The 21,118-nt window shown below is 38.5% G+C and carries 24 protein-coding genes; 17 read left to right on the top strand and 7 right to left on the bottom strand.

Translation table 11 applies throughout. The annotated features are described in order from the left end of the window. Window positions 1-4 precede the first annotated feature (4 nt). Entirely contained in the window at window positions 5-1,261 is a 1,257-nt protein-coding gene (locus tag E4F24_RS06660; protein ID WP_140937905.1) for a metallophosphoesterase, read from the top strand. Between the two features lie 327 nt (window positions 1,262-1,588). On the opposite strand, the gene E4F24_RS06655 is transcribed toward E4F24_RS06660, so the two are convergent. From E4F24_RS06655 to E4F24_RS06645, 3 genes are all read right to left on the bottom strand, one after another. Next, window positions 1,589-3,457, bottom strand: coding sequence for a M1 family metallopeptidase (locus tag E4F24_RS06655; RefSeq protein ID WP_140937904.1), 1,869 nt, complete (start codon window positions 3,455-3,457; stop codon window positions 1,589-1,591). A gap of 125 nt (window positions 3,458-3,582) precedes the next feature. Then, window positions 3,583-3,969 (bottom strand): hypothetical protein, encoded by a 387-nt coding sequence (locus E4F24_RS06650; protein ID WP_140937903.1) that lies wholly within the window; start codon window positions 3,967-3,969, stop codon window positions 3,583-3,585. A 40-nt stretch (window positions 3,970-4,009) separates the two neighbouring features. Beyond that, window positions 4,010-4,864: a M23 family metallopeptidase gene (locus E4F24_RS06645; protein WP_140937902.1), complete on the bottom strand. Its 855-nt coding sequence runs from the start codon at window positions 4,862-4,864 to the stop codon at window positions 4,010-4,012. 129 nt (window positions 4,865-4,993) lie between these two features. Here E4F24_RS06645 and mutY point away from each other — a divergent pair, with 129 nt between their 5' ends. The 16 genes from mutY (at window position 4,994) to groL (ending at window position 19,339) form a co-directional block, all read left to right on the top strand. Continuing rightward, window positions 4,994-6,040 (top strand): A/G-specific adenine glycosylase, encoded by a 1,047-nt coding sequence (mutY, locus tag E4F24_RS06640; protein WP_140937901.1) that lies wholly within the window; start codon window positions 4,994-4,996, stop codon window positions 6,038-6,040. Window positions 6,041-6,059: 19 nt separating this feature from the next. Further along, the gene (locus E4F24_RS06635) at window positions 6,060-6,512 is read left to right on the top strand and encodes a single-stranded DNA-binding protein (protein WP_140937900.1); all 453 of its coding nucleotides are present in this window, start codon (window positions 6,060-6,062) and stop codon (window positions 6,510-6,512) included. Between the two features lie 60 nt (window positions 6,513-6,572). After that, the gene (pheS, locus tag E4F24_RS06630; protein ID WP_140937899.1) at window positions 6,573-7,613 is read left to right on the top strand and encodes a phenylalanine--tRNA ligase subunit alpha; all 1,041 of its coding nucleotides are present in this window, start codon (window positions 6,573-6,575) and stop codon (window positions 7,611-7,613) included. After that, window positions 7,614-8,039, top strand: a complete 426-nt coding sequence (locus tag E4F24_RS06625; RefSeq protein WP_140937898.1) for a hypothetical protein — start codon at window positions 7,614-7,616, stop codon at window positions 8,037-8,039. Window positions 8,040-8,042: 3 nt separating this feature from the next. Then, window positions 8,043-8,618, top strand: a complete 576-nt coding sequence (locus E4F24_RS06620) for a TetR/AcrR family transcriptional regulator (protein ID WP_140937897.1) — start codon at window positions 8,043-8,045, stop codon at window positions 8,616-8,618. Between the two features lie 88 nt (window positions 8,619-8,706). Beyond that, window positions 8,707-10,122, top strand: a complete 1,416-nt coding sequence (gene rlmD / locus E4F24_RS06615; RefSeq protein ID WP_140937896.1) for a 23S rRNA (uracil(1939)-C(5))-methyltransferase RlmD — start codon at window positions 8,707-8,709, stop codon at window positions 10,120-10,122. Window positions 10,123-10,142: 20 nt separating this feature from the next. Further along, window positions 10,143-10,544, top strand: a complete 402-nt coding sequence (locus E4F24_RS06610) for a hypothetical protein (protein ID WP_140937895.1) — start codon at window positions 10,143-10,145, stop codon at window positions 10,542-10,544. A gap of 66 nt (window positions 10,545-10,610) precedes the next feature. Beyond that, window positions 10,611-11,372: a hypothetical protein gene (locus E4F24_RS06605; RefSeq protein ID WP_140937894.1), complete on the top strand. Its 762-nt coding sequence runs from the start codon at window positions 10,611-10,613 to the stop codon at window positions 11,370-11,372. 106 nt (window positions 11,373-11,478) lie between these two features. Then, window positions 11,479-12,168, top strand: coding sequence for a YiaD family glycine zipper/OmpA-like lipoprotein (locus E4F24_RS06600; RefSeq protein ID WP_317130739.1), 690 nt, complete (start codon window positions 11,479-11,481; stop codon window positions 12,166-12,168). Window positions 12,169-12,374: 206 nt separating this feature from the next. Next, window positions 12,375-13,811, top strand: a complete 1,437-nt coding sequence (gene miaB / locus E4F24_RS06595; protein WP_140937892.1) for a tRNA (N6-isopentenyl adenosine(37)-C2)-methylthiotransferase MiaB — start codon at window positions 12,375-12,377, stop codon at window positions 13,809-13,811. Between the two features lie 21 nt (window positions 13,812-13,832). Then, window positions 13,833-15,071 carry a sigma 54-interacting transcriptional regulator gene (locus E4F24_RS06590; protein WP_140937891.1) on the top strand — a complete coding sequence of 413 codons (1,239 nt, stop codon included), beginning with the start codon at window positions 13,833-13,835 and terminating at the stop codon, window positions 15,069-15,071. A gap of 12 nt (window positions 15,072-15,083) precedes the next feature. Further along, window positions 15,084-15,617: an LptE family protein gene (locus E4F24_RS06585; protein ID WP_140937890.1), complete on the top strand. Its 534-nt coding sequence runs from the start codon at window positions 15,084-15,086 to the stop codon at window positions 15,615-15,617. Between the two features lie 14 nt (window positions 15,618-15,631). After that, a complete protein-coding gene (locus E4F24_RS06580; protein WP_140937889.1) occupies window positions 15,632-16,663 on the top strand; it encodes a hypothetical protein in 1,032 nt (343 codons plus the stop codon). Window positions 16,664-16,680: 17 nt separating this feature from the next. Continuing rightward, window positions 16,681-17,034, top strand: coding sequence for a preprotein translocase subunit SecG (gene secG, locus E4F24_RS06575; RefSeq protein ID WP_140937888.1), 354 nt, complete (start codon window positions 16,681-16,683; stop codon window positions 17,032-17,034). Between the two features lie 300 nt (window positions 17,035-17,334). Then, complete coding sequence (locus E4F24_RS06570; protein WP_136821627.1) at window positions 17,335-17,610, top strand: co-chaperone GroES; 276 nt, start codon at window positions 17,335-17,337, stop codon at window positions 17,608-17,610. 94 nt (window positions 17,611-17,704) lie between these two features. Continuing rightward, entirely contained in the window at window positions 17,705-19,339 is a 1,635-nt protein-coding gene (groL, locus tag E4F24_RS06565; RefSeq protein WP_140937887.1) for a chaperonin GroEL, read from the top strand. Between the two features lie 130 nt (window positions 19,340-19,469). Here the strand turns inward: groL and E4F24_RS06560 are convergent, their stop codons facing one another. From E4F24_RS06560 to E4F24_RS14130, 4 genes are read right to left on the bottom strand one after another with little or no spacing between them, the layout of a single operon-like run. Beyond that, window positions 19,470-19,847, bottom strand: coding sequence for a hypothetical protein (locus tag E4F24_RS06560; protein WP_140937886.1), 378 nt, complete (start codon window positions 19,845-19,847; stop codon window positions 19,470-19,472). 41 nt (window positions 19,848-19,888) lie between these two features. Next, window positions 19,889-20,272: a DUF2752 domain-containing protein gene (locus tag E4F24_RS06555; RefSeq protein ID WP_140937885.1), complete on the bottom strand. Its 384-nt coding sequence runs from the start codon at window positions 20,270-20,272 to the stop codon at window positions 19,889-19,891. Then, window positions 20,262-20,780, bottom strand: coding sequence for a CD225/dispanin family protein (locus E4F24_RS06550; RefSeq protein WP_140937884.1), 519 nt, complete (start codon window positions 20,778-20,780; stop codon window positions 20,262-20,264). The genes E4F24_RS06555 and E4F24_RS06550 overlap by 11 nt, the downstream gene beginning before the upstream one ends. Then, a complete protein-coding gene (locus tag E4F24_RS14130; protein WP_394344455.1) occupies window positions 20,752-21,018 on the bottom strand; it encodes a DUF4372 domain-containing protein in 267 nt (88 codons plus the stop codon). The genes E4F24_RS06550 and E4F24_RS14130 overlap by 29 nt, the downstream gene beginning before the upstream one ends. Between the last annotated feature and the right edge of the window lie 100 nt (window positions 21,019-21,118).

Raw genomic sequence — 21,118 nt, 5'->3', positions numbered from 1 at the left:
AACGATGTTGATTTTCAACGCAATATTATTGCTGGTATTTGATTTTTATATTTTCTTCGCATTACGTGCCACGAAAATAAAATTTGCAACTACTAAATTGTTTACGTTGATCTGGTGGGGATACTCCATTAGTCTGCTATTGGGATTAATTATAGCAGCCGAGTTTAATCTTCCATTAGCCTATCGATCGGTTGTATTGGTCACATTTTTTATGACAGCGACCTGTAAATTTATCTTTATCCTTATTCTTTTGATAGATGATATCCGTAGAGGAGGGGTATGGGTGGCACGTCTATTTAAGCCGAAGGCGAGAATGACATTTGCAGAGCATACCGAAGTGTTGGATGAGCCTCTTCCCGAACGTCCTAAGAATGGGATCTCTCGTTCGGACTTCTTAATGAAATCAGGTTTGGTGGTTGCATCCTTGCCGTTATTTCCTTTATCTTGGGGTGTAATATCAAGTGCGTATGACTACCGTATCAGGCAGCAAAAATTGGTGTTGCCCAATCTGCCAAAAGCTTTTCACGGAATGAAGCTGGCGCAGATATCAGATGTTCACTCCGGATCGTTTTACAATCACAAGGCTGTATTAGGCGGCATAGAGATGTTACTTGGGGAAAAGCCCGATATGATATTCTTTACCGGGGATCTGGTCAATAATGTAGCATCTGAAATGAGGAATTACCAGGATATTTTTTCTAAATTAAAAGCGGATTTTGGTGTGTTCTCTACCTTGGGTAATCACGATTATGGCGATTATTATTATGGTAAAGAAGATAGTCCGGAAAAGCGAAAAAATTTACAGCATCTAATCGAAACGCAGAAAGTAATGGGGTGGGATCTGTTAATGGATGAAAATCGTACCATTAAAGTCGGAAATGATGAAATTTCTGTAGTGGGTGTTCAGAACTGGGGCACAGGTCGCTTTCCAATGAAAGGAGATTTAGCTAAAGCCTTAGTGGGAACAGAAGATAAAGCTGTAAAGCTACTCTTATCACATGACCCGTCGCATTGGAGAGCGCAGGTACTCGATACTGATGTAGATGTCATGTTTGCTGGTCACACACATGGCATGCAATTTGGCGTACGGGGCGAACATTTTCAATGGAGCCCGGCTAAATATATTTATAAAGAATGGGCAGGTTTATATAAAGAAGACAATAAGCAACTTTATGTCAATACCGGATATGGTTTCTTAGGATATCCTGGAAGAGTAGGGATTCTGCCTGAGATTACTATTTTCGAATTAGTGACGGGTTAATAAAAGCTAAGGTTTATTTAAACAGTTTGTCGCTCGGTCCGCGACATGGTCTAAACTTTTTCTTGGATAAAAAGTTTAACAACCTGCCTGCCGGCAGGAAATCAAGGCTTTATCGTATTTTGTCGTTGCGGCGAGGCGATGATGCACAGCACAGCTCTTAGGCCTCCGGTGCACTATTCCATTTCAAAGGCTGAGATCTGCTTGGTTAAGTGCTAGTTGTTCGCTGCTTTTGCGGTCAAAAGCAGGATGCCCCTCGCTGGCATAGAGGCGAAAATAAATTTGATTTAATCAAACCTTCTTTAAAAAACAACAAACCTTTGTTGACTTTTACTTTTCAAAAGTATTGTCTGAAGATTCTATATCTGCTAGCCGTTGGGATGGATCAATCCAAACTTTTTTGGCAGGCTTACGTGTTGTAATCACATAGTCTGTCTTGGTCCAAAACCAATCTTCTACTGTTGTACGGGTTGTGCTTTGATAGATGTCAAAGTTTTCTGCTGGTTTCTCTCCGCGCATTTCTCGAAGCGGAATGTAAAATAATTCTTTGGAACCGTCTTCATATTCAACCAATACGTCTAGCGGCATCGCAAAATCGGATTTGTTTTTAAGTACAATGCTATTCGAAGTAACTTCAGTAATGGCATAGTCAATTTTACGTGTGGTATTGATAAATAGATTAAAATACCATTTGAGATTAATTCCCGATACCTCTTCTGCTATACGTTTGAAATCATTTGGTGTAGGATGCTTAAATTTCCAGTGCTCATAAAATGTTAGAAATGTTTTATTTAAGTTTTCTTGTCCGATGATATATCCTAATTGCTGCGCAAGGACGGCACCTTTGTTGTATGCTTCGTTACTATAAGCGTAGTTGGAATTATAATAGTCTGCAAGAAGACTCATCGGCTCTTCTTTGCCCGAAAGTGCCAGCTTGTAATAGGCGCGATAAGCTGCAATTACCGGATTAGTATCTACAGCACCTTTTTTCTCAAAGAGCTGCTGGAAAGCCAGATCTTCTACATAGCTTGTAAACCCTTCGTCAAACCATTCATCAACCGTTTCGTTAATGCCGAAAAGATGTTGATACCAGGAATGTGCAGCTTCATGGAAGATCACACCTACTAAACTTTTGATGTCTCTTCCGCCGGTTACTAAAGTAGCCGTGCCGTATTCCATGCCACCGTCTCCGCCTTGTACAATCGTGTAACTCGTCCAAGGATAAGCGCCAAATTTATCGGCGCAGAAGTCAAAAAAATCGGTAGCTAATCCGAGTGCTTGTTTCCAGTTATCAATAGTGAGTTTATCTTTTGGTAAATATACGGTGTACACATTTACTCCGCCGTTGCTTTTGGCAGAGTCGACTACAAATTTTGAATCTGCTGCCCATGCGAAATCATGAATGTTTTTGGCTTTATAATGCCATTCTACTTTGTTATTTATTGCTTTGATTGAGGGCTTTTTTTGATAGCCTTTTACGTTGTTTGGATTTTGTAATACTCCGGATGCACCGATGATATAGTCTTTATGGATATTGATTTTGACGTCGAAATTTCCAAAAGGAGCTATAAATTCTCGTGAAACATACTCGTCCAAATGCCAGCCAAATTCATCAAAATGAGCCATTTTTGGATACCATTGTGTCATCGAGAAAGCAACTTCTTCTTTCGAATTTCGACCACTTCGTCTAATTTGTTCAGGCACCTGTGCATTCCATTCCATTTGGAATGTAGCCGTAGCGCCGTCTAGAATAGGTGAGGGAAGAGTCACTTCTAATAGAGTGCCGTCCACTTTATAGGTTGTGTTAATGCCGTTGAATGTAAGTGATTTTATCTTCTGATAGCCAATTTGTTCAGGTGTAAGTGGCGCGATGCGACTTTGGTAAATAGGTTTTTCTTTTGTGCCCAGGTTGGTAATCATCCGCGGATCTGGATCAGATATGGAGGTGAGCCTGTAATCCATCATGCTTCCGGGTTGAAACGCATTAAAATAGAGGTGGAAATATACCTTTGATAATGACTGACCAGAGTTGTTAGTGTATTTTAATGTCATCTGTCCATCGTACTGATAGGTTGTTTCGTGTACATCAATGGACATATTATAATCTACACCTTGTTGCCAGTATCCTTTACGTTGCCCAAATAGGGGATTGCAACAGGATACTACAACAGCTAAAAATAGGATATAATTCAATTTCATCTTTTGTTGATTGTTGATGAGAGTCCGAAGTAAATAATATTTTTCCCTGTGTGTCAATATTATTTTGTAGTTCGTGCTCACGGGACAAACTTACAAAAATTGGTGCGAGTTGGGTTAATTGTAACCTAAAACTTATAATATTCCACAGTGGAATTGATAAGTGCTTGGTGAAGATGTTGGTTGTCGTCTTCGTCTTGGAAAAGTTTGTTGCGCCAGTATCGGGCAGGTGATTTCTTGTGGAAATGAATAACGTATAGCGCGCCTCCCGAACGAGTAAGACTTTGAATATGGTTTATTTCGGAAAGTGGATGAGAAATCTCTTTATCGGGAAAGGTAATTGTTATGTTTTCTTCCGTAAGTGTCCATACCGATGGATTTTGACTTATTTTTACGCTTATAAATAATATGGCAGGAATCGTAAACAGGACAATAATAATTTTTACAATTTCCTGAAAAGGAATAAGGGAACTTAAGCCACCTACTACAAAGAGCAAGAGCAAAAAGCTAGACATAAATTTCCCTCTGTGGAGGGTATGGATGTGGAACTCCATTTTAAAAATTGAAGTATTTTTCAGGATTAAGCTTCTTGTTGTTTTTTAAAATTTCGTAGTGAAGGTGTGAACCAGTACTTCTGCCCGTATTGCCTAGTGATCCGACAACTGTACCGACTTCAATATTTTGGCCTTTTTTTACTTTCGTTTTTGAAAGGTGCGCATAACGGGTTTGAAAGCCATTGGGATGATTCACTTTTACAACGTTCCCATACGCGCCTTCATATCCTGCAAAAACGACTTTACCATTGGCAGTTACTTTTACAGGGTCACCTGTTCTTCCTTTTAGATCGATTCCGGAGTGCATCTCTCTACCGCTATTTGTGAAAGGGTTACGGCGGTAGCCAAATTTTGATGTAATTTTTCCAGGATGGGGTATCCCAATAGGAATTCCCGCAAGTTTACGGTCTAATTCTTTTAACGCATCGGCATAAAATTCGCTTAACAGTTCGATGTTATCTTCATCTAGTTCTATCGGTCCTCCTGCATTTTGTAAGGCAATGGTTTTTAAACCTCTTTTTTTCATTTTTGCGTTAATGCGTTCTAACGTGCTGTCTATTTTATTGAATGATTGCTTCACTTGATGAATATCCCGGGCACTTTCACTTTGATCTGAACTCAACTGTCGGTTCATTGCTCTTACCTTATCTAGAGTGGCTTCATATTTGTTAGTAATGTCTTGTTCTTTTTTACTTGTGGCAAAATAGACAATACTGCCACATAAAATAAAGATAAATGAAAGAGTAGATATGCAGATTTGTTTCCAGTGATTAAGAAGGACTGTTGGTATCATCAGGCTTTTGTCTGATGTGCCATCTGTACTGATAATGTGTACAGAAGATTTATTTTTTAACATACTTAATTATTAAAACTTTTTTACAGCGTGTCGCAAATTTAATGAAATAGGCGAGTTATGCTCAATCTCTTAAGGGCTAACCGACAGATATGCTTGTTAAAATTTGTTAAAAATGTGCACATTTGCAGTATGTCTTTTTCGGAAAAAATAATCTCTTGGTATACAAAAAATGGTCGTAAGTTACCATGGCGCAATATAAATGACCCCTACATCATTTGGTTATCCGAAATTATTCTTCAACAAACGCGCGTCGAACAGGGGTTGCCTTATTTTGATTCTTTTGTAACAAAATATCCAAATGTCCGGAAATTTGCTGATGCGGAGGAAGGAGATATTTTGCGGCTTTGGCAAGGACTAGGTTACTATTCACGGGCGCGTAATATGCACCGGGCAGCGAAACTTGTTGTCGCTGAGTTTCAAGGAAATTTCCCAACACGATATACCGATGTCATTCAGCTGCCAGGAGTGGGAGATTATACGGCCGCGGCCATTTCTTCTTTTTCGGTCGATGAAAAGCAGGCAGTGTTAGATGGAAATGTTTTTCGTGTATTATCACGTTATTTTGGCATTGCTATACCTATTAATTCCGGGGAGGGGAAAAAGGTGTTCAAAAATCTTGCACAGGAATTAATACCCAGTAATAATCCAGGGATGTATAATCATGCGATAATGGATTTTGGTGCAATACACTGTAAACCAAAGGTGCCGTTGTGTGAAACTTGTGTTTTTAGATTGGAGTGTGTAGCTTATAAGGAGAACAGAGTTTTTGAGTTGCCGGTTAAGCTTAAAGGAAAAGCAAGCAGGAATAGGTTTTTTCATTATTTCGTTCATGAGAAGGACGAATCTATATTGATGTCTAAGCGAGGAGATAGGGATGTGTGGTCCAATTTATTCGAGTTGCCTTTGATAGAAACTGAGGATGATCTAGATGTGGTAGAACTGATGCAACTAGATGAATTTATGACGCATTTTGAAGGGGCAGATCTGTTGCCTATAAATGGACAAGTAAAACACATTTTGAGCCATCAGAATATTTATGCGCGTTTTTATCGTTTGGAAAATTTACCTGAGGTAAAAGAAAAAAAAGAAGAATGGAATTATTGTTTGTTAGAAAATTTAGATAAATTAGCTAAACATAAGCTTATTTTTTCTTTTTTAAATAAGTATATTAGCTGAATAAACCCTAAATTATAGTATGTCAAGCGTAAACAAAGTTATTTTAGTGGGACACTTGGGTAAAGATCCTGAGTTGCGTTACTTAGACGGAAATGTTAGTGTAGCGAGTTTTCCTTTAGCGACCTCCGAAACGTTTAATAAAGACGGAAAGAAAATCGAACAAACCGAATGGCATAATATTGTCATGTGGCGTGGACTGGCGGATGTCGCCGCAAAGTATTTGAGCAAGGGGAGGCTCGTATATATTGAAGGTAAATTGCGTACACGTTCGTATGAAGATAAAGAGGGAATTCGACGGTATACAACAGAAATTGTAGCCGAAAGTTTCAATATATTAGGACGACGGACGGATTTTGAAAATCCGTCCGGGAATCAAGCTAATACCAATACTAGTTCAAATACGACAACCCAACAAGAACAGTCTGTTGATTTTAAAGAAAATGATGATGAGAAAGATGGTCTGCCATTTTAATCCATATTAATTAGCATATCCTGACATAGAATTTTAATATTTTGCTGTATCTTTGGCGTTATGTTGCAAGATAGAATAAAGCAGTATACCGAAGAGATTGAGCAGATTACGCTATCATCCGCTGCAGATGTAGAAAATTACAGGTTAAAATTTTTAGTTTCTAAGGGTGTTGTCAAAGGGTTATTCGAGGAATTTAAAACCGTTTCTTCTGAGGAGAAACGTGTTTTAGGTAAAGTATTGAATGAATTTAAACAATTAGCGGAAAATAAATACCAAGAAGGTCAAGAACTGTTTGGCAAATCCAATATTACTGCTACAAAACGTGATGAAGGAGATCTAACATTGCCGGGCGAAGGATTTCAGCTGGGATCTCGTCACCCGCTCTCTCTGGTGCGTAAAGAGATCGTTGAAATCTTTAAAAAATTAGGATTTGTTGTTGCGGAAGGGCCTGAAATCGAAGATGATTGGCACAATTTCTCGGCGTTAAACTTTCCTCCTGAGCACCCTGCCAGGGATATGCAGGATACATTTTTTATTAAAAAACAGGATGGAAACGATATTGCACTTCGTACACATACTTCATCTGTGCAAGTGCGTCTTATGGAAGCTGGCAAACCTCCGTTTCGTGCAATTATGCCGGGAAGGGTGTACCGCAATGAGGCTATCTCGGCACGTGCACATTGTTTCTTTCATCAGGTTGAAGGATTGTATGTCGATGAAAACGTTTCTTTCGCAGATCTAAAGCAAACGTTATTTCACTTCGTACAGGAATTATATGGAGAGGGTACAAAAGTGCGCTTCCGTCCTTCTTATTTTCCTTTCACTGAACCGTCGGCAGAGATGGATATCTCCTGTACGATATGTAAAGGCCAAGGATGTCAGTTGTGTAAGGGATCGGGTTGGGTAGAAATTTTAGGATGTGGTATGGTCGATCCGAATGTGTTGGAAAACTGTGGAATAGATAGTAAAAAATATTCAGGTTTTGCATTTGGAATGGGTATTGAGCGTATTACAAATTTGAAATACGAAATTAAAGATTTGCGTCTTTTCTCCGAAAATGATGTTCGTTTCTTATCTCAATTTGAAACTGAAATAATATAAATGTGGATCATTAGGAACTATATACTCTTCTCGTTGTTCGCTTTACTTGCTGTTGCATGTGATAAAGGGGGGTGTAATGTGGTTCCTAATGTCACCTTTAATCAAACATTCTCTCAAGCTACCGCGAGCGACGCATTTCGCCCGAATGGAAGCGACTATATTTCAGGAGGAGTAAGCGGTTTGATCGTGTACAATATTTCCAACGTTGCTGGTACCTATAAGTTCGTTGCGTATGACAGGTGCAGCCCGGTAAATCCTGAGCAGCGGAATCAGGTGGTGATCTCTAACGCATTTTATGTGGAAGATCCAGTGAGTGGAGCCAAATGGTTTTTAAAAGATGGTTCGCCCATTGATGTAGCCGAATGCCCCCTTAAGCCATATTATGTAAGTTCTTTTGGGAATTCATATACTGTAGGAAATAATTAATCGATGGAACAAGATAAAATAACCGTAGCTATTAAGAAAGCCGCTCGTGAGCTTTTTCGTAAATATGGTTATAATAAAACCAGTGTCAATGAATTAGCAAAACAATCTCGTATTTCTAAAGCTACATTCTATAAATATTTCACATCCAAGGAATTGATTCTTCATGCCGTATTGATGGAGTATATTCAAGAAAATGTACAGGATATTTTGAATAAAGGCGTACGCGAGAACGATTTGCCTACTTTTTTAGCCAATACAATTCTTCGCGTAAGTCGTGTAACTTATACAGTGTGCAATGAATTTGTTGGTTGGGAGTTTATTCGGGAATCTGCGAATGCACAAGAGTATTTGAAAACACTTTCGGATGATTTGGAATTTTTATTGCTAAGTTCTTTTATCCAAAATGAAACCATAGGCTCTACTATTTCTGAGGATAAACTTACTTTCTTAATCAAAACGAGTAAAAATATTGTTTTTTCATTTGCTTTTACTGCGGTAACCGATGCAGATGTAAAGAAAAATTTTATCTCCTTCCAGAAGGAGATGTTGCCTCATCTGGTAGCAGCAACGTTGCTTTAGGCGAATATGCAAATTTGCGTATTCATACTCTGCATATCTCAATACGTAATATCCAATACTTCCAAAAAAAGCGTATTTTTGCCAGATCATGGGAAGAAGAATACCACAGGAGAAAAAAATCCTGAATAACATTACTATTATTGATATCGCAGAAGAGGGAAAAGGCGTCGCTAAACAAGATGATTTAGTGCTTTTTATTGAAAAAGGAGTTCCCGGCGATGTAGTAGATGTTGAATTACAACGGAAGAAAAAGAACTTTGCAGAAGGCAGGGTGGTTAATGTTATTCAAAAGTCTGAACATCGTGTAGATCCATTTTGTCCGCATTTTGGTGTATGTGGCGGTTGTAAGTGGCAGCACATGACCTACGATGCGCAATTGCAATTCAAACAGCAATCTGTAGATAATGCACTTTTGCGGATCGGCAAAGTTGATACTTCTTCCATGGAAAGTATTCTTCCGTCACAACAAACAGCGTACTATAGAAATAAACTGGAGTTCACGTTTTCTAATAAAAGATGGCTTACTTCTGTAGATGAACAGGTGGCTCCGGATAATATGGATGCCTTGGGTTTTCATGTTCCGGGCCGTTTTGATAAAATATTGGATATCGATCATTGTTTTTTGCAGCAAGATCCCTCTAATGATTTGCGTAACGCAATCCGTGATTTTGCGGTAGCAGAAGGTATTACTTTCTACGATCTGCGCGCGCATGAGGGCGCGTTGCGTAATCTTATTATTCGCACTTCTTCAACGGGTGAAGTAATGGTTATCGTTGTTTTTGCATATCCGGAAGAAGAGCAGGTGGAACAATTGATGTCATTTATAGATAGGAGGTTTCCGGATATTACGTCCCTGTTATATATCGTCAACCAAAAACGTAACGACACTATTTTTGATCAGGAGATTCAGGTGTATAAAGGCCGTGATTTTATCTATGAGGAAATGGAGGGACTGAAGTTTAAGATAGGTGCTAAGTCATTCTATCAAACAAATTCACATCAAGCGTATGAATTGTATAAAATCACACGTGAGTTTGCGGATCTGAAAGGTCACGAATTAGTCTACGATTTATATACAGGGGCTGGCACGATTGCGAATTTTGTCGCCCGTACGGTTAAAGAGGTTGTGGGTGTGGAATATGTACCGTCTGCTATTGAAGATGCTAAGCTCAATTCAGAGATCAATGGAATAGGGAATACGAAATTTTATGCGGGAGATATGAAAGATGTACTTACCGCTGATTTTGTCTCCTTGCATGGTAAACCCGATGTGGTGATTACTGACCCGCCGCGTGCAGGTATGCATGCTGATGTCGTACAACGGATTTTGGAAATGGAAGCCGAAAAAATAGTCTATGTAAGTTGTAACGCAGCGACACAAGCTCGGGATTTGCAGATACTCACGGAGAAATATGATGTGGTGCGCATCAAACCTGTTGATATGTTCCCACATACACAGCATGTAGAAAATGTGGTGCTGTTGAAGATTAAAGGAAAAGCATAAATAAAGATAAAAAAGGTGATATGAACTTAGAAGATCTTCTTAATAATCAACCGTCTGACGAAGGTGGTCAATCCTCCGTTGAAAGTAGCCCATTACAGAGTTTAAAAGTTGATTTGGATTTCTATAGCGATTCGATAAAAGAGGTTTCTGCTGAAATGATCGTCGAAGGTTATACATTATATCCTATCTTCGTCGCTCATCAGCATGAAGTGCGGATAGGTGAAGTGTTGCTCGATAAGACTGAACTGGAAACAAACTGGTCTATCAATGTAAGTTCGGTCGAAGAATTTGTGGAGAGAGGGATTATAAAGGAAGAGAAACGGGCGTATTTTGAGAAGCATTTCAAAAAGGCAGAGAATTTTATGTGTCTGTTTGTAGTTGTCCCGGAAGGGGCAAACTTTGTTTTTTATCCCTATAAATAAAAATGATGAATAGTTTAAAACTTTTTAACATTTTATAGTCTAACTATTTCTTTACTTTAGCTTCGGATGTTAAAACAAATAATAAAAGCTGTATATTGTCTTGTTGTGCTATTATTAGCATTGATGGAGGTGCGTGCACAGCAAACAGAAATGCCTTCGCTTTCCGGATTAGTATTGGATAAAGATAATGGCAGCCGAATAGCAGACGTAAATGTCGTTAATCTAAGGACTAAAAAGCATACTACAACCAGTAGTTATGGTGTGTTTTATATAGAGGCGTTAGTTGGAGATAGCTTATCCCTTACAAAAACGGGTTACGGATCCATTAAAACTATCATCTATACGATGGAAGATGTGTTATTGGAAATGCGATCTGGAATTCACTTGGAAACAGTCGTCGTCAGTCGAAGGTCTCGCGAACAGGAAATGGGAGATATCCTGCGCGACTACGAAAAGAAAGGGATATATAATGGTGGAAAGAATGGAGTGGGTACATATGTAAATAGTCCTGCGACGGCGTTATATAACCTATTTGGCCGCGAAGCAAAGAACATGAAGAGATTTGAAAAATTTATGGATCGTGAAGTTAATGAAATACAAGTGGACCGAATCTTTAGTAAGGCAAAAATTACCGAAATTACTGGATTGAGTGGTGATGATCTCCAAAACTTTATGGATCTTTATAGACCTTCTCTTTCTACGGCCCAAACTTGGGGGCAATATGATCTTTTGGACTATGTGAATCGTTCGTTAAAATCGTGGAATGAACAAGGCAGACCTGCTTTTCAAAAATTGCCTAAATTGAATATTCCTCCTCAATCAAAATAAAAAGTGCTCTTTTGATTGTTTGAATAAGGATTGGGCGAACAAGGGATACTTTTGGCATTTACTTTGTTTACTACTTAGAGTAATAAAACTAAAATAATTATTGGTTATGAAAATGAATAAAAAATTAGCTGTGTATGGTCTTTCTTTGGCTACATCAGCAATGTTATTGGCAAGTTGTTCAACAATTCAAAATACAAGTAGTACAACTAAAGGTGCTGTAATCGGTACGGCTGCTGGTGGTGCGATAGGTGCATTAATTGGTGGTAAAGCGGGTAATACTGCTGTAGGTGCAATAGCGGGTGCTGTAATTGGTGGTGCAGCAGGAACGTTGATCGGTAAGAAAATGGACAAGCAAGCCAAAGAGATCGAAAATACGGTAGCAGGTGCTCAAGTAATCAAAGCAGATGAAGGTATTATCGTGAAATTTGATGAAGGTATATTGTTTGATTTTGGCAGTTCTAACTTAAAAGCTGCAGCCAAATCCAATATTGCTAATTTAGTAGCAACGTTGAATAAAGAGCCCGGAACTGAAATTCTGGTAATTGGACATACGGACAACATTGGGTCATTATCGGCTAATCAGAAAGTTTCTGAAGCGCGTGCCGCTGCAGTAAAATCCTATGCTGTATCACAAGGTCTAACCGGCGCACGTGTGAAAACACAAGGTAAAAATTATTCTGAACCTATTGCCTCAAATGATACGGATGGAGGTCGTGCTGAAAATCGCCGCGTAGAGATCGTTATTTTAGCGGGTGATCAAATGATAAGAGACGCAAAGGCAGAAGTTGGTCAGTAAACAGGTCTTATATTAAGTATAAAACAAGGTGTTGCTCATAGGAGTGATACCTTGTTTGTTTTATAAGGTTGTGTTTGTGTTAAATCAATTAGATATTCACTACTTTTCAATTAGTAAATCTTCATTATTTTAATGAGACATTACGCTGACAAAGTGTCATTATATCTAATTTTAATTTGTTAACTTTGTAAACTTTGAATTAGAATATGTTAGATTTAATACACAGCACAAAAACGCACGATGAAGATCGTCAGGGTGAAGCGTTAGCGTTACCATCTACCGTAGAAGTTTCTAACGGAAGAAAGTTGTACATAGAGAGTTATGGATGTCAGATGAATTTTTCTGATAGTGAGATTGTTGCGTCCATTTTGTTGGATAAGGGATTTGAAACAACTAAGGATTATAAGGAGGCAGATGTTGTTTTTATCAATACCTGTTCTATACGTGAGAATGCCGAGCAGCGTGTGCGCAATCGCCTGAAGGAATTTGAATCTGCTAAGGCAAAGAACCCAGGGATGATTGTCGGTGTATTAGGGTGTATGGCAGAACGTCTGAAATCAAAATTCTTAGAAGAAGAAAAATTGGTTGATGTTGTGGTCGGGCCTGATGCCTATCGGGATTTACCTAATCTGATTGAAAAAGTAGATGATGGAAGCAAAGCTGTAAATGTATTATTGTCCCGTGAAGAAACTTATGCGGACATAAATCCTGTTCGGCTTAATACCAATGGTATTTCAGCCTTCATCTCTATTATGAGAGGCTGTGATAATATGTGTTCTTTTTGTGTAGTTCCATTTACACGAGGCCGCGAAAGAAGCCGGGATACACACTCCATTGTGCGTGAGGCTCGTGAATTGTATAATGCAGGTTATAAAGAAGTAACCTTGTTAGGTCAAAATGTTGATTCTTATAAATATACACCGGAGGTTCCAGAGGGGGAAGAACCGCTGCCTACAGTCAATTTTGCTCAATTATTGGCGTTAGTAGCTGAAGTAAGTCCTGATTTACGTGTGCGTTTCTCAACTTCTCATCCCAAGGATATAACGGACGAGGTATTGTATACGATGGGACGGTACGAAAATATTTGTAATTATATTCACCTTCCGGTACAATCCGGAAACTCCCGTGTACTGGAATTAATGAACCGAACCTACGACCGTGAGTGGTATAAAGAACGTGTGGATGCTATTCGTCGAATTATTCCAGAATGTGGAATTTCTACAGATGTAATCACCGGATTCTGTACAGAAACAGAAGAGGAACACCAAGAAACTTTATCCATGATGGAATATGTGAAATATGATTTTGCTTATATGTTTGCTTACTCGGAACGTCCGGGTACATTAGCTGCTAAGCGTTATGAAGATGATATTCCGGAGGAGATAAAAAAACGTCGTCTAACGGAAGTGGTAAATTTACAGCGCGAACACAGTTTGTTCAGATTGCAACATTTCGTGGGCAAAGTGCATAAAGTATTGATCGAAGGATTCTCCAAACGGTCGGATAAAGATTATTGTGGTCGTAATGATCAAAATACTATGGTTGTATTCCCTGTTGACGAAAGGTACAAAGTGGGTGACTATGTGTATGTGTTGGGACAAAGCTGTACTTCTGCTACTTTAATCGGAAAAATTGTAGATTAACTAATCATTAAGGAGAATACTGTGGACAATCAAGATTTAAAAAATAGATTTGGTATCATAGGGAATTCCCCTCTGCTCAATAGAGCAATAGATGTTGCGAAACAAGTTGCACCGACAGACATATCTGTTTTAATACAAGGTGAAAGTGGTTCAGGTAAAGAAGTGTTCTCGCATATCATTCATCAACTGAGTGCACGTAAACATGGTCCTTTTATTGCGGTTAATTGTGGCGCAATTCCCGAAGGGACGATTGATTCAGAGTTATTTGGTCACGAAAAGGGATCTTTTACAGGGGCACATGAAGCGCGTAAGGGTTACTTTGAAGTGGTTGATGGAGGAACTGTTTTCTTGGATGAGGTAGGTGAACTTCCAATGAATACACAAGCTCGATTGCTACGTGTTTTGGAATCCGGAGAATATATCCGTGTTGGATCTTCAAAGGTTCAGAAGACAAATGTTCGGGTGGTCGCGGCGACAAATGTGGATGTATTTGAGGCAGTAAAAAAAGGAAAGTTTCGTGAGGACCTGTATTACCGTTTGAATACTGTGCCATTGCGTATCCCGTCTTTGCGTGAACGTAAAGAGGATATCTATTTGCTATTTCGTAAATTTGTGGTCGATTTTTCGGATAAATATCGTACGCCGGGAGTCCAACTAATGCCGGATGCACAGGAGTTGCTTACAAATTATAGCTGGCCGGGTAATGTACGACAGTTGAAGAATATTGCAGAGCAGATAGCCGTTTTAGAAAAGGAGCGTATAGTCAGTGGAGTAATCCTTCGAAATTATTTGCCTGTCGAATCAAATACTACGAACCTTCCGATGTTTGTGAAGGATCAAAATAAGGAGGATTTTTCGGAACGGGATCTGCTATATAAAGTCCTGTTTGATATGAAAAAGGATATGGTGGATTTAAAAAAGCTCGTAGTAGAATTGCTTCAAAATGATGCTAATCCGACTACTTTTGATCAAAATTCACCTTATATAAATCAGCTCTATCAGGAAGTAGTACCTAATACACCTCCGTCTACCCTCACTATCCATAATCCCACTAATGTGAATCCGAATAATTCATATATGGCAATAGATACACAGGATGCGGAGGAAGTAGAAGAATCTCTTTCGCTGATAGATAAAGAGTCAGATTTGATCAAAAAAGCATTGAAAAAGCATAAAGGGAAGCGGAAATCTGCGGCACAAGAACTAGGGATTTCGGAAAGAACATTGTATAGAAAGATTAAAGATTTAAATTTAGAATAGTAATTTAGTCGTATGTCAGAAGCTACTATTAGAATTGTATTACAGAGTTTGTTTGCCGCAGTGCTTATTTTGTGCATACAGGGATGTGGGGTAAAATATAGTTTTACCGGAGGATCGATCCCTCAGGGAATGAAAACCTATACCGTATTGTATTTTGAGAATATATCACCGATGGTGTATGCGACATTGAGCCAAAATTTTACGGAGGGCCTGAAAGAACGTATACGTACGCAGTCTTCTTTAAGTCAGGTAAATGATGATGGAGATGCAATTTTTGAGGGTTTCGTCACCAATTATACCATTACTCCGGCTGCAGTAGAAGCAGGCGGTCGAGATAGAGCTGCTTTAAATCGCCTATCTATCACAGTAAAAGTAAAGTACACGAATAAATTGGATGCCACGGGCGAGAGTAACTTTGAGGAGTCTTTTACGCAATTTAAGGAATTTTCCGGATCAGATGTTACTTCGCAGGAGGCATCGTTAAATGAAGATATTATTAAAAGGTTGACGGAAGATATTTACAATCGAGCGTTTGCTAATTGGTAGAAAGATATTTATGTATGGAAAATCTTAATACAGTATATCATTCACTTTATGTTCAGGCACTCAAAGATCCAATACAGATCGAGGAGTCAGCTTTACAGGAATTAATTGCTAAATATCCGTATTCGCAACCTCTTCGTTTTGCAATGGCAAAAAGGAGATATATGTTGTTCGACACTTCTGATGTTCAACATATAGCAGTTTTGTTCGCACCCAATGTGAATTGGCTATGGGACTTTGTGAATCGCCCTGTATGGCAAGAAGAAGGTCTGCTTGTAGAAAATGAGGAGGAATACATTCCGTTTGTTGATGTTAAGGAAGAGCAAAATGTGGATAAAAAAGAGGGACAAGAGGACTTTTCCGAATTAGTTGAAGATAGCGGAAGTGAAGATGAAGTTGGGGATGTCTTAGAGAAGCTTATCCAAGGAGGTGCTTCTTCCGCTGATTTTTTTGTATTTGAAAGCAAAAATGACGTGGAGAAGGATCCAGTTGCAGAAGAGAGGGTTGTTGAAGAAGAAAATGTCAGTTTGTATAATGATGAACTGTTGCCCTATAGTTTCAGGTGGTGGTTGCATAAGACAAGATTGGAATATGCGGAAACGTATCAACCCTTTGTAAGTCCGGTGCTTCCAGAGCCTTATAAGAGACCATTCAATCCTCAAAAAATTGAAGAAGCCGTACTAGATCAGCAGATTAAGGAGAATATATTTCATTTACAGGATCCTGAAGTCAAGCTCAGTGAGGCAACAAAAATGAAAAATGTTCGGTATAATCCTGTGCCTAAGAAGGTTGATGAAGTGATTGAAAAGTTTATTCGAGAGGATCCGATTATACATCCACCATCTCCCGAACAATTGAATACGGAAAACAAAGCCAGGCAGAGTGCTGAGGATAACTATACGTTGGTTACAGAGACATTGGCAAATATTTACGCAGATCAAAACTTGTCCTTGAAAGCGATTGAGGTATTCAAGAAATTAATTTTGAAATATCCAGAAAAAAAATCGTATTTTGCGAGCCGAATTAAAGAATTAGAAAAGAATATATAATTAATAGAAATAAAAAAATGACGACTTTATTCATTATCCTGATTGTTTTAGTAAGTGTTTTATTAGCATTTTTCGTGTTAATACAGAATCCCAAAGGAGGCGGTTTATCATCAGGATTTTCGGGAGGATCTAATTTGATGGGTGTACAACGTACAGGTGATTTTTTAGAAAAAGGAACTTGGACTTTAGTGATTGCTTTAATGGTTTTTTGTTTAGCAATTAATGTTGTTGGCCCATCAGCTGGTGGAAATAGAGGCGGATTAAGCGATCAGATTGAGACGCCGGTACAAAATAGTCCTTCATTGAATCTAAACAATGCAGCACCCGCTACAGGTTCGGCTCCTGCGACAGTTCCAGATTCGGTAAATTAACTAAAAAAATATTTTAAAGGCCTCGCATATACATTGTTTGCGAGGCTTTTTTTTGAAAGTGTCTGTACACGAGGTCCCTCAAGAGCCTTCATGAGTCTTTTATAGCTGTTGATGATATAGGATTTATGAAGGTTTTGTTATTCCTGTATTTTTGTCAGGATGACATACTCACTATGTGTATTGCTGTCATAAAAATTCAGAGTTTGTGAAAAATTGTCAACAAAATTGCTTTTTTATTGAGTTGGCATAATTGGTGATGACTAAAAGTACAATCAAGTAAAAAAATAATAAAATATAATTATGGCATTAAGTATTAAACCTATCGGAGACAGAGTAGTAGTTGAAGCTGCTCCTGCAGAAGAAAAAACAGCATCAGGATTATATATTCCTGACACAGCGAAAGAGAAACCATCTCAAGGTATTGTTGTAGCAGTAGGTTCTGGTAAACCCGAAGAGCCTCTTACAGTTAATGTAGGTGACAAAGTGTTATATGGTAAATATGCTGGTACTGAAATCACTTACGAAGGGAAAGAATATTTGATTATGCGTGAATCTGATATTTACGCTGTATTGTAAGTAATAAGTAGTAAGTAAAAATTAATAAGTAAATAAGTAAAAAGGAGATATTGGGTCTCAATACTCGTATTTCAATACTCAATACTAACATAAAATGGCAAAACAAGTAAAATATAATGTAGAAGCGCGTGAATCCCTTAAAAGAGGTGTTGACACGTTAGCAAATGCAGTAAAAGTGACATTAGGTCCCAAAGGACGTAACGTAATTATCGAGAAGAAATTTGGTTCTCCAGCGATCACTAAGGATGGTGTTACCGTTGCGAAAGAAATCGAACTGAAAGACGCTATCGAGAACATGGGTGCACAAATGGTTAAAGAAGTCGCGTCTAAAACTGCTGATCAAGCCGGTGATGGTACGACTACAGCTACTGTATTGGCGCAAGCTATTGTTGCTCCTGGTATCAAATCTGTAGCAGCAGGAGCTAATCCAATGGACTTAAAACGTGGTATTGATAAAGCGGTAGCTGCAGTAGTGGCTAACTTAAAATCTCAATCTCAAGTAGTAGGTCAAGATAATAACAAAATCAAACAAGTTGCTTCTATTTCTGCGAATAATGACGATGTAATCGGTTCATTAATTGCAGAAGCTATGCAAAAAGTGGGTAACGATGGTGTAATCACTGTGGAAGAAGCAAAAGGTACAGAAACAGAAGTAAAAACTGTAGAAGGTATGCAATTTGACCGTGGTTATTTGTCTCCATATTTCGTTACAAACTCCGACAAAATGGAAGCCGAATTGGAAAATCCTTACATTTTGATCTACGACAAGAAAATCAGCAACATGAAAGAGTTGTTGCCTATCTTGGAAAAGCAGGTTCAAACAGGTAAACCCTTGTTGATCATAGCAGAAGATTTAGACGGAGAAGCTTTAGCGACATTGGTAGTGAATAAAATCCGCGGTTCATTGAAAGTAGCTGCCGTTAAAGCGCCTGGTTTCGGAGATCGTCGTAAAGCAATGTTAGAAGATATCGCTATTCTTACAGGAGGTACTGTTATCTCTGAAGAAAGAGGATATAAATTAGAGAATGCAGAATTGGAATACCTAGGTCAGGCTGAGAAAGTAGTTGTTGATAAAGATAATACTACTGTAATCAATGGTTCTGGTAATGCAGATGATATCAAAGGACGTGTTGCTCAAATCCGTACACAAATTGATACAACTACTTCTGATTACGATCGTGAAAAATTACAAGAACGTTTAGCTAAACTTTCTGGTGGTGTAGCAGTATTGTATGTAGGTGCTACTACAGAAGTAGAGATGAAAGAGAAAAAAGATCGTGTAGATGATGCTTTACACGCAACTCGTGCGGCAGTAGAAGAAGGTATTGTAGCTGGTGGTGGTGTTGCTTTCATTCGTGCTACTGATTCTTTAAAAGATCTTAAAGGTGCTAATGAGGACGAAAACATCGGTATTGATATTATCAGACGTGCTATTGAAGAACCTTTACGTCAGATCTGTTTTAATGCAGGTATCGAAGGTGCTGTTATTGTTCAAAAAGTAAAAGAAGGTACTGGTGATTATGGATACAATGCTCGCACTGATGTATTTGAAAATTTGATTGGTGCAGGTGTTATCGATCCTACAAAAGTTTCACGTGTCGCTTTAGAAAACGCAGCTTCTGTAGCTTCTATGTTGTTAACCACAGAATGTGTGTTGGCAGACGAAGCGGATGAAAATCCAGGTGCTGGTGCTCCTCCAATGGGCGGTGGCATGGGTGGAATGATGTAAGTGATTACGTTTTCCATAAAAAAGCTGATTTGGGAATACCAAATCAGCTTTTTTTATAAAAGTGTTTGTCGCCGAACGTCATCAAAGTATGCTCTCAGCATAACATAACCAATTATGTGGGTCTTGTTATTTATTCCCGGTTACGGTTTTTTTGTTTTTCCAATATACGGTTATTAATAGCATGGTCGATCTGCCAGTCCTCCCCAGGGCCCCATTCAATAAGCTCATTGTTTAAAAAATATGCCCATATAGGTCTTTGGGCGCTTTTTTCAGTATAGGAATTGTGTTCTAATCTCATGTATTCCAAAACTTCGAGATCCCCTTCAGGTAATCGTTGTGCCGAAATAATAGTATTGGGTTTGCCGATTTTTTCGTAAACCTGATCTTTCGTCATGCCCAGGCTCACCCGGGACATATCCGCATTAATCAAGTGATATTTCATGCTGGATCCACACGAATAAAAAGACAAGAGGGCGAGGGCAAGCAAAGTATAATATGTTTTTCTCATATAATAAGTTTAATGATATGACGGATATATGTATGGAAGGATTAAGTAATATTTCTGAATATGGTAAATATAATAATTACGGTAAGTAGAATTCGAATAGCTTGGTGGCTATATAAGGCCTTCCGCAACTTAAGTTCATTGAGTGTAGGTTTGGGCACAATCTGTAAGTAAAAGCCTGTAACGATATAAGGTGTCAAAAAGAACAACAATTGATTTTGTGCAAAGGCTTGTTTAAACTGACCGTTTAAAAGATGATGGAGTGCTCGCTGTCCTCCACATCCAGGACAATCCAATCCTGTTATATGCTTGACGGGACATTTGGGAAATAATATATGTTCAACCGGATTGATATATTTATAGAGCACAAGTACACCTACTAATCCCAAAAAGACTACTAGGAAAAAGTATGATCTTTTAGAAACCATCTGATAACCCGGCAAACATTGCTAATCCAAATATGCCAAGATAACCTATCCATAGTAATACAGATGCACCGATATTAATCAACATCCATTTCTTCGCATTAGCTGAATCGGCTTCTGCTCCTATAATATCTCCTGCATAGAATTTTTTCTCTACGCGTGATGCGTAAATAATAGCTGGAATTCCCAAAGGCCAGCAACAAAAGATCGTCGTCAAAATTGTTTCGATCAAGTAGGTTCTCGGTGGTCTTTGGTAATTGGCGGCCGATGACTGAGAGGACGTGTATTGTTGCGTTGTCGATTGAAAATTCTCAGATTGAGGAATGGAGGGAGGATTCGTGGGGTGGTTTTTAAGCACGCTTCTTAATTCTGAAATCTCACTTGCTCTTGTCCAAGTAACCAGTTCCTCTGTCCAAATCAATGTATTTGGACCTATATTTTTAGCACTTAACTCTTCGAGGGTAAACGGTCCATAAGAATTATTACCTTCTGTGTAATGATATTTTTTCATTGGCGAAGTTTTGTTCGTATCTTACTAAGATATAAAATATATCAAAGATTCGCCAAGAATTTATAGAACTCTGAATTAGTAAAATAGAATCTGCTGATGATAGATCGCAGAAAGGCATACTTATAAAATGAGTCCAGTTGTTGATGCCCTTATGATGCTTGTCAGACTGATAATGTCCAACCAGTCTGATAGAAATAACCCGGTCTAGTAGACCCAATATCTGATAAAATACATTTATATTTACCGTGATGGTAGTTCTAATTTTAGTAAATTAATATAGCAATCTACCGCCTTTTTTAATCATTGAGGACGCTACTGTTAAAATTTTAGAACTGTAT

The sequence above is a fragment of the Sphingobacterium lumbrici genome, assembly GCF_006476045.1.
Taxonomy (GTDB): domain Bacteria; phylum Bacteroidota; class Bacteroidia; order Sphingobacteriales; family Sphingobacteriaceae; genus Sphingobacterium; species Sphingobacterium lumbrici.
This window is presented reverse-complemented; position numbering and strand designations above follow the sequence as displayed.

Excerpts from the sequence above, each read along its gene's own strand:
- E4F24_RS06620 (WP_140937897.1), top strand. The coding sequence starts at position 8,043 with ATGGAACAAGATAAAATAACCGTAGCTATTAAGAAAGCCGCTCGTGAG.
- mutY (WP_140937901.1), top strand. The coding sequence starts at position 4,994 with ATGTCTTTTTCGGAAAAAATAATCTCTTGGTATACAAAAAATGGTCGT.
- E4F24_RS06645 (WP_140937902.1), bottom strand. The coding sequence starts at position 4,864 with ATGTTAAAAAATAAATCTTCTGTACACATTATCAGTACAGATGGCACA.
- E4F24_RS06555 (WP_140937885.1), bottom strand. The coding sequence starts at position 20,272 with ATGGTTTCTAAAAGATCATACTTTTTCCTAGTAGTCTTTTTGGGATTA.
- pheS (WP_140937899.1), top strand. The coding sequence starts at position 6,573 with ATGTTGCAAGATAGAATAAAGCAGTATACCGAAGAGATTGAGCAGATT.
- E4F24_RS06600 (WP_317130739.1), top strand. The coding sequence starts at position 11,479 with ATGAAAATGAATAAAAAATTAGCTGTGTATGGTCTTTCTTTGGCTACA.
- E4F24_RS06570 (WP_136821627.1), top strand. The coding sequence starts at position 17,335 with ATGGCATTAAGTATTAAACCTATCGGAGACAGAGTAGTAGTTGAAGCT.
- E4F24_RS06655 (WP_140937904.1), bottom strand. The coding sequence starts at position 3,457 with ATGAAATTGAATTATATCCTATTTTTAGCTGTTGTAGTATCCTGTTGC.
- E4F24_RS06605 (WP_140937894.1), top strand. The coding sequence starts at position 10,611 with ATGTTAAAACAAATAATAAAAGCTGTATATTGTCTTGTTGTGCTATTA.
- E4F24_RS06625 (WP_140937898.1), top strand. The coding sequence starts at position 7,614 with ATGTGGATCATTAGGAACTATATACTCTTCTCGTTGTTCGCTTTACTT.
- secG (WP_140937888.1), top strand. The coding sequence starts at position 16,681 with ATGACGACTTTATTCATTATCCTGATTGTTTTAGTAAGTGTTTTATTA.
- E4F24_RS06580 (WP_140937889.1), top strand. The coding sequence starts at position 15,632 with ATGGAAAATCTTAATACAGTATATCATTCACTTTATGTTCAGGCACTC.
- E4F24_RS06610 (WP_140937895.1), top strand. The coding sequence starts at position 10,143 with ATGAACTTAGAAGATCTTCTTAATAATCAACCGTCTGACGAAGGTGGT.
- E4F24_RS06560 (WP_140937886.1), bottom strand. The coding sequence starts at position 19,847 with ATGAGAAAAACATATTATACTTTGCTTGCCCTCGCCCTCTTGTCTTTT.
- E4F24_RS06550 (WP_140937884.1), bottom strand. The coding sequence starts at position 20,780 with ATGAAAAAATATCATTACACAGAAGGTAATAATTCTTATGGACCGTTT.
- rlmD (WP_140937896.1), top strand. The coding sequence starts at position 8,707 with ATGGGAAGAAGAATACCACAGGAGAAAAAAATCCTGAATAACATTACT.
- E4F24_RS06660 (WP_140937905.1), top strand. The coding sequence starts at position 5 with ATGTTGATTTTCAACGCAATATTATTGCTGGTATTTGATTTTTATATT.
- miaB (WP_140937892.1), top strand. The coding sequence starts at position 12,375 with ATGTTAGATTTAATACACAGCACAAAAACGCACGATGAAGATCGTCAG.
- E4F24_RS06650 (WP_140937903.1), bottom strand. The coding sequence starts at position 3,969 with ATGTCTAGCTTTTTGCTCTTGCTCTTTGTAGTAGGTGGCTTAAGTTCC.
- E4F24_RS06635 (WP_140937900.1), top strand. The coding sequence starts at position 6,060 with ATGTCAAGCGTAAACAAAGTTATTTTAGTGGGACACTTGGGTAAAGAT.
- groL (WP_140937887.1), top strand. The coding sequence starts at position 17,705 with ATGGCAAAACAAGTAAAATATAATGTAGAAGCGCGTGAATCCCTTAAA.
- E4F24_RS06585 (WP_140937890.1), top strand. The coding sequence starts at position 15,084 with ATGTCAGAAGCTACTATTAGAATTGTATTACAGAGTTTGTTTGCCGCA.